The sequence below is a fragment of the Streptomyces sp. NPDC002734 genome (genome assembly GCF_040295685.1).
Classification (GTDB): domain Bacteria; phylum Actinomycetota; class Actinomycetes; order Streptomycetales; family Streptomycetaceae; genus Streptomyces.
In genome coordinates this window covers 26464-39775 of the sequence record NZ_JBEOVU010000048.1, presented here as the reverse complement: position 1 = coordinate 39775, position 13312 = coordinate 26464, and the positions used below count along the sequence as shown (strand labels likewise).

Here is a 13312-nt window from a genome sequence, read left to right as displayed (position 1 = left end):
CCTCCGCCTTGCAGCCGCACGCACCAGACCCCGCTCAGGCCCGCTGACATGCGAACCGGCAGCAAGAACGGCATGATCCGCCGGACAGGCCCTAGCCCGCGACCCCCACGTCGGCGAGGGCGGTACGCCGACGGGAAAGCCCGCCCCCGGTGACCTGGTCGGCACCGGAGACGGGCTTTTCCCTCGCGCGGTCCGCGCCTCCGCCGGTGGCGGGGAGGAAGTGCGGCGAGGACCCGGACCGCACGTCACAAGGGCGGCCCGTCCCCTCGCGCGGGCCGCCCAAGCCGTCAGCCCGCGTCGGCGACCGGCTCAGCGGCGGCCTTGGCCGCCGGCTCGACCGCGATCTCGACCGGGACGGTGGCCGGCTCCACGGGCACGGCCACCGGCTCGACCACCGGGTCGGCCAGCGTGCCGGTGCGCGCGGCCTGCGCGTACCACAGGGCGCTCGCCTTCGGCGTGCGCTCCTGCGTCGCGTAGTCCACGTAGACCATGCCGAAGCGCTTCGAGTAGCCGTAGGCCCACTCGAAGTTGTCCAGCAGCGACCACAGGTAGTACCCGCGCACGTCGGCGCCGTCGGCCATCGCCTGGCGCACCGTGGACAGGTGGGAGTGCAGGTAGGCGACCCGCTCGGGGTCCCGGACCTGGCCGTCCACGTCCTTGACGTCGTCGTAGGCGGCGCCGTTCTCGGTGATGTAGATCGGCAGTCCGGGGACCTCGCGCTGGTAGCGCATGATCAGGTCGTACAGACCGGTGTGGTCGACGGTCCAGCCCATGGCGGTCTGGTCGCCCGGGCTCTGGTGGAAGACCACGTCCTCCGCGCCCGGCCACGGCGAGAAGTCGCCCGTGCCGTGCGCGTCCGTGGCGGGGCCGTCCTCCGGCGCGGTGCCGGCGTGGCCGACCGTGGCCGGGGTGTAGTAGTTCAGGCCCAGCGCGTCCAGCGGCTGGTGGATCAGCTTGAGGTCGCCGTCCTCGACGAAGGACCAGTCGGTCACCGAGGCGGTCGCCGGGAAGAGCGTCTCCGGGTAGGCGCCGTGCAGCATCGGACCGTGGAAGACGCCGTTGGCGAGGTCGTCGATCCGGCGGGCGGCCTCGAGGTTGCGCGGGTCGTCGGAGACGGTGCGCACCACGTGCGAGTTGAGCGCCACGGCGACCTGGTTGCGGGCCGGCATCACGGAGCGGAGCGCCGAGGTGCCCAGGCCGTGGGCCAGGTTCAGGGTGTGGGCGGCGCGCAGGGCCAGCTCGCCGTCGGTGCGGCCGGGGGCGTGGACGCCGGAGCTGTAGCCCAGGAAGGCCGCGCACCAGGGCTCGTTCAGGGTGATCCACCGCTCGACGCGGTCACCGAGTGCCTCGCCGACGATCGCCGCGTACTCGGCGAACCGGTAGGCCGTCTCCCGCGCGGGCCAGCCGCCCGCGTCCTCGAGCTCCTGCGGGAGGTCCCAGTGGTAGAGGGTGACGGCGGGGGCGATGCCCTTGGCGAGCAGCTCGTCGACCAGGCGGCGGTAGAAGTCCAGGCCCTTCTGCACGGCCGGACCGCGGCCGGTGGGCTGCACGCGCGGCCAGGCGACGGAGAAGCGGTAGGAGTTCAGGTTGAGGTCCGACATGAGGGCCACGTCGTCGCGGTACCGGTGGTAGTGGTCCACCGCGACGTCGCCGTGTTCGCCCTCGTGGGTCTTGCCGGGGGTATGGCTGAAGGTGTCCCAGATGGAGGGGGTACGGCCGTCCTCACGGACCGCGCCTTCGATCTGGTAGGAGGACGTGGCCGATCCCCAGAGGAAGTTGGGGGGGAAGGAGACCTGTGCGGAATCGGGCATGGAAGCGCTCCCATGAAGTGGTCACGGCGGGACCGTGGGCGGAAGGGGGGAAGGGGAAGAGCGGGAACGCGGGGCCGGCCACCTGTGGACAGGGGCCGGCCCCGCGGAGTGATCAGCCCTTGACGGCGCCCTGCATGATGCCGCCCACGATCTGCTTGCCGAAGATCACGAAGACGAGCAGCAGCGGCAGCGTGCCGAGCAGTGCGCCGGCCATGATGAGGGCCTGGTCCGGGGTGTAGCCGCGGCCGAGTCCGGCCAGCGCCACCTGCACGGTCGGACTGCCGTGCTGGGTCAGGACGAGGAACGGCCACAGGAAGTCGTTCCAGGTCTCGACGAACTTCAGCATCGCCAGCACCGCCATCGCGGGCCGGGCGATCGGGAACACGATGTGCCACAGGATGCGCCAGGTGCTCGCACCGTCCACCCGGCCCGCCTCGATCAGCTCGTCGGGCAGAGCCTGGATGAGGTACTGGCGCATGAAGAACACGCCGAACGCGTTGACCAGCGAGGGCAGCAGCACCGCCTGGAGCTGGTCGGACCAGTCGAGCTTGGCCACCATCATGTACAGCGGGATCACGCTGAGCTGCGGCGGCACCATCATGGTGCCGATCACGACCAGCAGCAGCGCGTTGCTTCCCTTGAAGCGAAGCTTGGCGAAGGCGAAGCCGGCCATCGTCGACAGGAAGCAGATGGTCAGCGCCGAGGTGCCGGCCACGAAGGTGGTGTTGATGAAGGCTTCGCCGAGGTTGCCGTCGACCCACGCCGCCTCGACCTTGTCGAAGAGGTTGGCGCCGAACCAGAACGGCGGGGGCGACTGGGCCAGCCGGGAGTTGTCCCGGGAGGCGGCGACAGCCGTCCAGAACAGCGGGAAGAGCGATCCCAGCGTGAACAGCGCGAGGAGCACGTAGGTGAGCGGACCGGCATGGAAGTGCCCGCCCGCCCGGGCGGACTTGGGTCCGCGGCGCCGGGGGGCCTTGGTGCCCGGTGTCTTCTCGGGCGCCGGTTGCTGCGGCGGGGTCAGGGTCGTCGTCACGGCCGGGTCTCCTTAACTACTGGTGCGCAGCCGGCGCGAGATGACGGAGTTCACCAGACCGATCACGATCAGGATCGCGAACATCGTCCAGGCGATCGCCGAGGCGCGGCCCAGGTGCTGGTTCACCCAGCCCTGCTCGTACAGGTACAGGCCGAGGGTCTGGAAGTCGTGCTCCCCACCGCCGGAGGCGCCCTTGCTGGCGTCGAAGAGCAGGACCTCGCCGAAGATCTGGGTGGCGCCGATGGTGGAGACCACGACGGTGAACAGGATCGTCGGGCGCAGCGACGGCAGCGTCACGTGGAAGAACTGCCGCCAGCGGGAGGCGCCGTCGAGCGCGGCCGACTCGTAGAGGTCGTGCGGGATCGCCTGCATGGCGGCCAGGTAGATCAGGGCGTTGTAGCCGGTCCACCGCCAGATGACGATGGTGGAGACGGCGAGCTTGGAGGCCCAGCCGACCTGCCAGTCCACCGGGTTGATGCCGAGGAAGTTCAGCGCCCAGTTGATCATGCCGTAGTCACGGCCGAAGAGCAGGACGAAGACCAGCGTCGCCGCGGCCACCGAGGTGGCGTACGGGGCGAGCATGGAGACACGCCAGAACGTGGAGCCGCGCAGCTTGTAGTTGAGGAGGTGGGCGATGCCCATCGCCATGGCGAGCTGCGGGACCGTCGAGACGATGCCGATGAACAGCGTGTTGCGGGCCGCGTTCCAGAAGAACTCGTCGTCGAAGATCCGGACGAAGTTCTTCAGGCCGGCCCACTCCATGTCGGTGGGCGCGGTCAGCTCCACCGTGTGGAACGACGCCCAGCCGGTGTAGAGCAGCGGGAACAGACCGAAGGCGATGAACAGGAGGAAGAACGGGGCGACGAAGGCGTACGGGCTCCAGCGCAGGTCCCGCTGCCAGCGGCGGGACAGCTTGGCCCGCTGTCGGTCGTCCTCCGGGGCGCTGCCGGCCGGACGTGAACCGGCCGGGGCCGCGCCCCCCTTGACGGGGGGCGCGGCAATGGAGTGCCGGGAAGGCATACCGGTCACTTCTCCAGGTTGTTGTCGATGGTCTTGATCGCGTTGGACCAGGCCTGCTCGGCGGTCTTGCCCTTCGTCACCAGGATCACGCCGTTGTCGGTCAGACCCTGCTGGATGATCTGGTCCTTGGCGCCGATCACCTGGACCGGGGCGGACTTGGCCGCGTCACCGAAGATCTGGCCGATCGGGGCCTCGCCGGTCATCTTGTTCTTCGCGGCGAGAACCTGGTCACCCTCGTAGGTGGACGGGGCGCTCGGGAAGGAACCGCGCTTGGCGAAGAGCGTCGCCTGCTGCTCCGGGGCGGTCAGCCACGCGGCCAGCTTGGCGGCCGCCTCGGAGTTCTTGCCGGCCTTCGGGACGGCCAGGAACGAACCGCCCCAGTTGCCGGCCTTGGGCGCCTTGGCGACGTCCCACTTGCCCGCGGCCGAGGCCTCGGACTTGCTCTCGATGTAACCGAGCATCCACGGCGGGCAGGACATCGCCGCGAACTTGCCCTTGGCGATGGTGGTGTCCCACGCGGGCTGGAACTGGACCTGCTTGCCGATCAGCCCCTCCTTGGCGGCGTCGGCGGTGAGGTCGAAGGCGTCCTTGACGGCCGGGTTGGTCTTGTAGATGACCTCGCCCTGCGCGTTGTAGAACTTCTCCGTCTCACTGGACAGGACGGCGTTCAGCAGACCGCCGGGGGAGTCCATGAAGGTGACGCCCTTGGGCGCGCCCTTCTTGAAGTCACGGCCGACGTCGACGAACTTCGCCCAGTCGCCCTCCCACAGCTTCGCGAGCTCCTCGCGGTCGGTGGGCAGGCCCGCCTTCTCGAAGAGGTCCTTGCGGTAGCAGATCGCCATCGGGCCGACGTCGGTGCCGAGGGCGACCGTCTTGCCGTCCTTGGCGGTGCCCTGGGCCCACTTCCACTCCAGGAAGTCGCCCTTCTTGCCGTACTTGGAGAGGTCGACCAGCTTGTCGGCCTGGGTGGCGGTGATCTCGGCGATGTTGCCGACCTCGACACCCTGGATGTCCTGGAGGCCGCTGCCGGTGGTCAGGTGGTTGACGAGAGCCGGGTAGTAGTTCTCGTTGCGCTCGACCACCGTCTCCTTGATCTGGACGTCGGGGTTCTGCTTCATGTACTCGTCGTACAGCCCCGCCTCCTTGAAGCCGAACGTGCCGAACAGCCCGACGGTGATGGTGGTCTTGCCGTCGCTGTTGCCGGACGAGGTGGCGTCCTCGTCCTTGCCGTCGTCGGCGCAGCCGGCCAGCAGTCCGGCGCCGAGCGCCGCGACCGTTGCGAGAACCACTGCCCTGTGGCGGGCGGTTCGAATGGCGCGCATGGTCGTCCCTCCTGATTGCCCTGAACGTGCCTACCCCCGGGCCAAAGGTCACTGGCGACCTCTGATCTTCTTGCTGCGGCGCGGGCGGGGAACGCGTGGGTTGGGTTTGGGTCAGGTACCGTGAGAGCGCGTGGGAGCGCTCCCAGAAGTGATGTGTTGAAGAGTCCCGGGTCCCGGCGGGGGTGTCAAGGGAAGTGACGCCTGGATCTTGCGGGGGTTATCAGGGTGTTACCGAATGGGGAGAACCCGGTCAACGCGCGGCAGCGTGCGGATACTTGTCACCTCCGGGCGGCGCTCCGCGCGTAGACCCCTGCCCCGCAAGGGGTCGAGGACGCGCCAAGGTCGGCGGCCCACGCAGCACATTGCGGTGGCCGGACCCGGGAATGCCCGGAACGGCTGTTAGATTCCAGGACCGGTACGAACAGGAGGCGGCGGATGGCGAGCCACGGACGAGGCCGAAGCGGCGGGCGACCCACCCTTGAGGAGGTCGCGGCCCGGGCGGGTGTCGGCCGGGGCACGGTCTCGCGCGTGATCAACGGCTCGCCCAGCGTCAGCGAGGCCACCCGCGCCGCCGTGGAGGCGGCCGTCGCCGAGCTCGGCTACGTGCCCAACACGGCGGCCCGCGCGCTGGCCGCCAACCGGACCGACGCCATCGCCCTGGTCGTCCCGGAGTCGGAGACCCGCTTCTTCGCCGAGCCGTACTTCTCCGACATGCTGCGGGGCGTCGGCACCGCCCTCACGGACACCGAGATGCAGCTCCTGCTGATATTCGCGGGCAACGACCGCGAACGGCAGCGTCTGGCCCAGTACCTGGCCGCGCACCGCGTGGACGGCGTGCTGCTGGTGTCGGTGCACGCCGACGACCCGCTGCCCGACATGATCTCCGAGCTGGGCATTCCCGCCGTGATCAGCGGTCCCCGCAGCGCCGACGAGCCGCTGGCCTCGGTCGACTCCGACAACCACGGCGGCGGCCGCTCGGCCACCGCCCACCTGATCGAGCGGGGCCGCCGCCGGATCGCCCACATCACCGGCCGCCTCGACGTGTACGGCGCCCAGCGCCGCACCGACGGCTACCGCACCGCCCTCGCGGAGGCCGGCCTCGCGGAGGACGAGGGACTGGTCGAACCCGGCGACTTCAGCGAGGAGGGCGGCCGTCGCGCGATGGCGGCCCTGCTGGAACGCCGGCCCGACCTGGACGCCGTCTTCGCCGCCTCCGACGTCACCGCGGCCGGCGCCCGGCAGGTGCTGCGGGAGGCCGGGCGGAGCATCCCCGACGACGTCGCCCTGGTCGGCTACGACGACTCCGCCATCGCCCGCCACATGGACCCGCCGCTGACCAGCGTCCGGCAGCCCATAACGGAGATGGGCCGGGTCATGACCGACCTGCTGCTGGAGGAGACGGCCACCCGCGAACCGCGGCAGCGGGTCCCGGCCGGAATTCGCCGGGTCCAGACCGTTCTGCCCACCCAGCTGGTGCTGCGCCAGTCGTCCTGAGGCGTTCGGGGCTTCATGCCCCGGACGCCCCCGGGCGCGGGGATGTCTCCATGTCTTGAAACGAGGAAGGCCCTCGGTCCGGTGTTTCCACCGACCCGAGGGCCTTCTTTCAGGGTGAGTGACGGGACTTGAACCCGCGACATCCTGGACCACAACCAGGTGCTCTGCCAGCTGAGCTACACCCACCATGACCGGCGGTTCGGTACCTTGCGGTTTCTTTCCGACCGGCCGAGAAAAAGTGTACAGGGTCGGAAGGGGTGCTCGCGCCGCCCTTTTCCGGCGCCCCTCGCCGAGGGGCGCCGGGCGGGTCAGCCGCCGGAGACGACGTGCTTGGCGGCGATGGTGCGGGCGGTGGCGGAGTCCGGGCCGGGCTGGGGGACGAAGACCGCCTCGCGGTAGTAGCGCAGCTCCGCGATGGACTCCCGGATGTCCGCGAGGGCGCGGTGGTTGCCGGCCTTCTCGGGCGCGTTGAAGTACGCCTGCGGGTACCAGCGGCGCGCCAGCTCCTTCACCGAGGAGACGTCGACGATCCGGTAGTGCATGAAGGACTCCAGCGTCGGCATGTCCCGCAGCAGGAAGCCGCGGTCGGTGCCGACGGAGTTCCCGCACAGCGGGGCCTTGCCGGGGTCCTTCACGTGCTCACGGATGTAGGAGAGGACCCGCTCCTCGGCGTCGGCCAGGGTGGTGCCGCCGGCCAGCTCGGTCAGCAGACCGGACGCGGTGTGCATCTGGCGCACCACCTCCGGCATCGTCTCCAGCGCCGAGTCCGGCGGGCGGATGACGATGTCCACCCCCTCGCCGAGCACGTTCAGCTCGGAGTCGGTGACGAGGGCGGCCACCTCGATGAGAGCGTCGTCGGACAGCGAGAGGCCGGTCATCTCGCAGTCGATCCACACCATGCGATCGTTCATACGTCCACCCTACGGGGCGGCGCGGTGACCGTATGCGCTGCCGTACGAGCCGGTGCGCGAAGGGGGCGCGGCCCGCTCCGCCGGGACCGCGCGTACCCGCGCGCGGGGGGGGGCGTGCCTCCGGGGTCCGACCGTGCGTCAAGACCGCGCCTGCCGCTCGCGCGGCGGGCCGTGCCCGCCGGAGGTCCGGCGCCCTGCCTTTGCCCGACCACGGGGTGCGCCCCGCCCGGGCCGAGGCGGGGGCCGCCGGGAAAGGGGAAAGGGGCGCGCCGTGGCGCGCCCCTTTCGTCCTGCGGCTCAGCCGGTCAGCGGCGACCGGGCAGGGTGGGCCGGGGGAGGACCTCACCGTTCTCGGCGGGACGCCGGGACTGCGAGGGCACGCCCGGAGCCCCGGACAGCGGCGGCGGGTCCGCCGACAGCTGCTGGGTGCCCGGACCCTGCTGCGGCATACCGGCGGACGGCCCGTGCTCCACGGCGACGCTCGGCTCGCTCTGCGGACGCCGGGCCCGGTACGCGGCCCGGTAGGCCGCCGGGGAGGCCCCCAGCTGGCGCCGGAAGTGCCCGCGCAGGGCCACCGGCGAGCGGAAGCCGCACCGGCCGGCGACCTCGTCGACCGAGTAGTCGGAGGTCTCCAGCAGCCGCTGCGCCTGGAGCACCCGCTGGGTGATCAGCCACTGCAGCGGGGCGCTGCCGGTCAGTGAGCGGAACCGCCGGTCGAACGTGCGCCGCGACATGTAGGCGCGTGCCGCCAGCTGCTCGACGTCGAACTGCTCGTGCAGGTGCTCCAGCGCCCAGGCGACGACCTCGGCCAGCGGGTCGGCGCCGATCTCCTCGGGTAAAGACCTGTCGAGGTAGCGCTCCTGCGCCGCCCCGCCTCCCGCTCCGCCCGCGTGCCCGGTGCCGCCGCCCCTGCGGGGCGGCACGACCAGGCGGCGGGCCAGCGCGTTGGCCGCCTCGTTCCCGTGGTCCGAGCGGACGATGTGCAGGCACAGGTCGATCCCGGCGCCGGTCCCGGCCGAGGTCAGCACGTCGCCGTCGTCGACGAAGAGCTCCCGCGGGTCGACGTGGACCGACGGGTAGCGCTTGGCGAGCGTGGGCGCGTACATCCAGTGCGTGGTCGCCGGACGCCCGTCCAGCAGACCGGCCGCGGCCAGCACGAACGCCCCGGTGCACAGGCCGACGATGCGGGCCCCCTCCTCGTGCGCCCGGCGCAGCACGTCGAGTGCCTGCTCGGGGGGCGGGGAGGTGATCGAACGCCACGCGGGCACCACCACGGTGCCGGCCCGGCCGATCGCGTCGAGGCCGTGCGGCGCGGAGAGCTCCAGGCCCCCCGTGGTACGCAGCGGTCCCTCTTCGCCGGCGCACACCAGCAGCCGGTATCGCGGTACGCCGGCGTCCTGCCGGTCGATCCCGAACACCGAGAGCGGAATGGAGCTCTCGAAGATCGGTCCGCCACTGAACAGCAGTACCGCGACGATCTCCTTGCGGCGCCGGCCGGACAGCTTTCTGACGGCTGTGTCCGACACGGCGGTGGAGTCGTGGCTCATCCTGCTAAGCCCCCCTCGGTGGTCGCGGCGCCTCTCACTGGACGGGTCTCTCGTTCCAGCACGTTTCCCCTCGGTCCCGAACGAATCCCCAGCCGGACGACAGTCAAGATCGAATCTACTGTGTCCGGCGTTGCCGGGAAGCCCAGTTGGACAAGCGCCGGAATGTCGACATGGCAACTTGGCGTAAAGCATTCGATCACGAAGGGTCGCGGCGCGGGAGGGGGCGGAGAAGCGCGCCGTGCGCCGGTGGCCAATCCGCGTAGGGTACCTGAGTCGGTCCGCACCCTTTTTGCCCTGGTGGAACGGTGGTTGGGGGGACGTTTCGGCACGGGTGTGCGGTGGCCGGGAAGTTGGCTGAAAGTGTTCGGCGGCCGGAACGGAAACCGGTCAGTCGCAAGGGGGTGCGCGGCAGGCGGTCCGACGTGCCTCCGTGCGCCCCGCGTGCCCCGTGGCGCACGTGACCTGTGGTGCGCGTGTGGCACCGCGCCCCCTGTGCGGTGGCGTGTCGTGGTGCGTCGCCGTGAGGTCTGCGGGCGTGCCGGGCCGGTTGCCGGCGCGTCGTGGCGTGGAACCGCCGCCTGTCGCGGGGTGGCGGCGACCGAGGTGAGGGCCCTGCTTCCCCGGCCTGGCCTGGGGGTCTGTCGACGCTGCGGGCGCCCCGGCGGGCGTCGGCCGTACGGGTGATGGCGTCGGACGGACGGAGGGGGGCGTCGTGACGGACGGAGCGGGGCGTCGTGGCGGACGGCGGCCGGGCAGCAGGTGTCCGGAGCCTCTCGGCGGGCGCGGAGCGGGGCCACGTGGCCGGGCCGGACGGCGGCCGAACCGCCTGTACGGCGCAGCCAACATTGCGCGGGAGGCGTCGGCTCATGCATGCTCCGGAGAATCCCGGCGGGCCCTCGCGGAGCGGGCAGCCGGGTGAAGCCTTGCCACCGGCAACTGCCGGTACCCGTCCGGACCTGCGGATCTCCCCCCGGAGGCGGCAGAAAAAGGGCCCGGGAACGCTTGCCGCCGTACCCTGAAGGGTATGGGGACGGGAAGATGGATCCCGGACACAGCTCCGCCGCTCACGTCGCCCCAACGAGGATCACTACGCCGAGACAGTCATGGCCGGTCACGAATACACCGATCCAGCGGACCGCAAGCGGCCGGTCGCCGAACCGACGGCGGCCGATCCCCTCGCGGCGGAAGAGCTGCGTCCTCATCCCTGCGACCCCGCCTTCAAGCACGGGGTGGTCGTCGGCTTCGACGGTTCGACGTCCAGTGAGCGCGCCCTCGCCTACGCCGTGGGCATGGCGACCCGGTCCCGTTCGGGGCTGATCATCGTGCACGTCGCCAACCGCCTGCCGACCACGGTCTGGGCCGGCTGCGAGCCCCCCGTCTTCGTGGACGTGCCGGACCACCGCACCGAGGTGCTCGGCCTGGAGCTCGCCTGCTCGGACTTCCTCGCCGAGGTGCCGTGGATCCTGGTCGAGCGCGGCGGGGACATCTGCCACGAACTCGAGGAGGTCGGCCGGGAGTACGAGGCCGACGCCATCGTCGTGGGCTCGACGCACGGACTGCTCAGCCGCGTCTTCGGCTCGGTCGCCGGCCGGCTGGCCAAGCGGGCGCAGCGGCCCGTGGTCGTCATCCCCTGAGCGACTCCCGCGCACGCCTTGGGCGTTCGCGCGCCCTGCCCGAGGCGCCCCGCCCGGCACACCGGCCGCATCGGCCGCCGTCCACCGCCGCATCCGCCGAACACCGGCGACTCCACGCGGAGTTGTGTACGCCCGCGCCCAAGCTACCGGCGCGTACGGCGTGTTCGGCGTCGTGGCGGGGGAATGACACCGACACGGAAACCGGCTGCCGGCCGCCGTGGGGTGACGGCCACCGCAAACGGCAGCCAGGGCCGGAGGATTCGGGCGGCTCCGGCCCAAGGGAAAGGAACGGTCCCTGTGCATGGTGGCGCACAGGGACCGTTTCGCCGTTCAGGGGCGAGGGCGAGGGCGAACCCGAGGGTGAGGGTGCCGACCGCCCCACCGTGGCCGGCTACTCGACGGTGACCGACTTCGCCAGGTTGCGCGGCTTGTCGATGTCCCGGCCCAGCGCCAGCGCCGTGTGGTAGGCGAGCAGCTGCAGCGGGATGCCCATCAGGATCGGGTCCAGCTCGTCCTCGTTCTTCGGGACGACGACGGTCCGGTCGGCCTTCTCCTGGTCCCGGTGCGCGACCGCGAGGATCCTGCCGCTGCGGGCCTTGATCTCCTCGAGGGCGGCGCGGTTCTTCTCCAGCAGGTCGTCGTCCGGCACGATCGCGATGGTCGGCATGGCCGGCTCGATCAGGGCCAGCGGACCGTGCTTGAGCTCGGAGGCCGGGTAGGCCTCGGCGTGGATGTAGGTGATCTCCTTGAGCTTCAGCGAGGCCTCGCGGGCGACCGGGTAACCCCGGACGCGGCCGATGAAGAGCGTCGAGCGGGCGTCGGCGAACTCCTGCGCCAGCTCCTTGACCTCGTCCTCGAGCTTGAGGATCTCGTTGATCTGCTCCGGCAGACGGCGCAGACCGGCGATGATCCGCTTGCCGTCGGCGACGGACAGGTCGCGGGTGCGGCCCAGGTGCAGGGCCAGCAGCGCGAAGGCCACCGTGGTGTTGGTGAAGCACTTGGTGGAGACCACGCAGACCTCGGGGCCGGCGTGGACGTAGATGCCGCCGTCCGACTCACGGGCGATGGCGGAGCCGACCACGTTGACCACGCCGAGGACGCGGGCGCCCTTTCGCTTGAGCTCCTGCACCGCGGCGAGCACGTCGTAGGTCTCGCCGGACTGGGAGACGGCGATGTACAGCGTGTCGGGGTCCACGACCGCGTTGCGGTAGCGGAACTCGGAGGCCGGCTCGGCGTCCGCGGGGATGCGGGCCATCTCCTCGATCATCTGCGCGCCGATCATGCCGGCGTGGTACGAGGTGCCGCAGCCCAGGATCTTCACGCGGCGGATCTGGCGCGCCTCACGGGCGTCCAGGTTCAGCCCGCCCAGGTGCACGGTGGAGAACCGGTCGTCGATGCGGCCGCGCAGCACGCGGTCCACGGCGTCGGCCTGCTCGTGGATCTCCTTGTGCATGTACGTGTCGTGGCCGCCCATGTCGTAGGAGGCGGCCTCCCACTCGACGGTGGTCGGCTCGGCGGAGGTGCGGGTGCCCTCGGTGGTGTAGGTGCGGAAGTCGTCCGCGGTGAGGGTGGCCATCTCGCCGTCGTCCAGGGTGACGATCTGACGGGTGTGCGTGACCAGGGCCGCGATGTCCGAGGCGACGAACATCTCCTTCTCGCCTATGCCGAGCACGACGGGCGAGCCGTTGCGGGCGACGACGATCCGGTCCGGGAAGTCGGCGTGCAGCACGGCGACGCCGTAGGTGCCCTCGATCAGGCGGACCGCCTGACGGACCTTCTCCTCCAGGGTCGTGGCCTGGGAGCGGGCGATCAGGTGGGTGAGGACCTCGGTGTCGGTCTCCGAGAGGAACTCGACGCCGTCCGCCTCGAGCTTGCGGCGCAGGTCGGAGGCGTTGTCGATGATGCCGTTGTGGACGACGGCGACCTTCTCGTCGGCGGAGAGGTGCGGGTGCGCGTTCACGTCGGACGGCGCGCCGTGGGTCGCCCAACGGGTGTGCGCGATACCGGCCGTGCCCTTGAAACGGGCCGGCACCTTCGCCTCCAGCTCACGGACACGACCCTTGGCCTTGACCATCTTCAGCCCGCCCTTGGGGGCCGTGACGGCGATGCCGGCAGAGTCGTAGCCGCGGTACTCGAGGCGCGCGAGGCCTTCGAGGAGCAGCGGGGCGATGTCACGCTTGCCGATGTACCCGACAATTCCGCACATGTGGTGTGGTTCCCTCAGCCATAGACGATGCGGCGGAGCTGACGGAGCGAGAGCTCCGGTGGCGCCACCGCGCGGTACTTGAGGTCCGCCGAGATCCTGGTGAAGATCTCCGCGTTCACCAGACCCTGGGCCTGGAGCTCGCGGTGGCGGCGACGGACGTAGTCCTCGGTCGTCTCGTCGAAGTAGGCGAGAACGTCCTGGATCACCCGCACGGCCTCGCCCCGCGTGAGCGAGGACGACCGCGTCAAATGATCGACGAGTTCGTCGTGCATGCTCGATCCTCCGATACGTCGCCGGGTGTCCGCAACAATTCTGCCCGATATCGGGCAGGATC

Annotated in this window: 10 protein-coding genes and 1 tRNA gene; 2 read left to right on the top strand and 9 right to left on the bottom strand. The window is 70.9% G+C overall.

Annotated features, from left to right (window positions below; all coding sequences use genetic code 11):
* Positions 1 to 287: 287 nt before the first annotated feature.
* The 4 genes from ABT026_RS29980 to ABT026_RS29965 form a co-directional block, all read right to left on the bottom strand.
* Positions 288 to 1811: a GH1 family beta-glucosidase gene (locus ABT026_RS29980; RefSeq protein WP_351118334.1), complete on the bottom strand. Its 1524-nt coding sequence runs from the start codon at positions 1809 to 1811 to the stop codon at positions 288 to 290.
* 112 nt (positions 1812 to 1923) lie between these two features.
* Positions 1924 to 2844 carry a carbohydrate ABC transporter permease gene (locus ABT026_RS29975; protein WP_351118333.1) on the bottom strand — a complete coding sequence of 307 codons (921 nt, stop codon included), beginning with the start codon at positions 2842 to 2844 and terminating at the stop codon, positions 1924 to 1926.
* A 12-nt stretch (positions 2845 to 2856) separates the two neighbouring features.
* The gene (locus ABT026_RS29970) at positions 2857 to 3864 is read right to left on the bottom strand and encodes a carbohydrate ABC transporter permease (protein ID WP_351118337.1); all 1008 of its coding nucleotides are present in this window, start codon (positions 3862 to 3864) and stop codon (positions 2857 to 2859) included.
* Between the two features lie 5 nt (positions 3865 to 3869).
* Positions 3870 to 5186 (bottom strand): ABC transporter substrate-binding protein, encoded by a 1317-nt coding sequence (locus ABT026_RS29965; protein WP_351118332.1) that lies wholly within the window; start codon positions 5184 to 5186, stop codon positions 3870 to 3872.
* 435 nt (positions 5187 to 5621) lie between these two features.
* Between ABT026_RS29965 and ABT026_RS29960 the strand changes: the two genes are divergently transcribed.
* The gene (locus ABT026_RS29960; RefSeq protein ID WP_351118331.1) at positions 5622 to 6680 is read left to right on the top strand and encodes a LacI family DNA-binding transcriptional regulator; all 1059 of its coding nucleotides are present in this window, start codon (positions 5622 to 5624) and stop codon (positions 6678 to 6680) included.
* A gap of 113 nt (positions 6681 to 6793) precedes the next feature.
* On the opposite strand, the gene ABT026_RS29955 is transcribed toward ABT026_RS29960, so the two are convergent.
* The 3 genes from ABT026_RS29955 to ABT026_RS29945 all read right to left on the bottom strand — a co-directional run bounded on the left by ABT026_RS29955 (position 6794) and on the right by ABT026_RS29945 (position 9138).
* Positions 6794 to 6866: transfer RNA gene (locus ABT026_RS29955), tRNA-His, on the bottom strand.
* Between the two features lie 122 nt (positions 6867 to 6988).
* Positions 6989 to 7591, bottom strand: coding sequence for an oligoribonuclease (gene orn, locus ABT026_RS29950; protein ID WP_351118330.1), 603 nt, complete (start codon positions 7589 to 7591; stop codon positions 6989 to 6991).
* A 305-nt stretch (positions 7592 to 7896) separates the two neighbouring features.
* On the bottom strand, positions 7897 to 9138 hold the full coding sequence (locus ABT026_RS29945) for a GlxA family transcriptional regulator (protein ID WP_351118329.1): 1242 nt from the start codon (positions 9136 to 9138) through the stop codon (positions 7897 to 7899).
* A 1103-nt stretch (positions 9139 to 10241) separates the two neighbouring features.
* Between ABT026_RS29945 and ABT026_RS29940 the strand changes: the two genes are divergently transcribed.
* Positions 10242 to 10772, top strand: coding sequence for a universal stress protein (locus tag ABT026_RS29940; RefSeq protein ID WP_351118328.1), 531 nt, complete (start codon positions 10242 to 10244; stop codon positions 10770 to 10772).
* 391 nt (positions 10773 to 11163) lie between these two features.
* On the opposite strand, the gene glmS is transcribed toward ABT026_RS29940, so the two are convergent.
* On the bottom strand, positions 11164 to 12978 hold the full coding sequence (gene glmS / locus ABT026_RS29935) for a glutamine--fructose-6-phosphate transaminase (isomerizing) (protein WP_351118327.1): 1815 nt from the start codon (positions 12976 to 12978) through the stop codon (positions 11164 to 11166).
* A gap of 14 nt (positions 12979 to 12992) precedes the next feature.
* On the bottom strand, positions 12993 to 13250 hold the full coding sequence (locus tag ABT026_RS29930) for a hypothetical protein (RefSeq protein ID WP_351118326.1): 258 nt from the start codon (positions 13248 to 13250) through the stop codon (positions 12993 to 12995).
* Positions 13251 to 13312 lie beyond the last annotated feature (62 nt).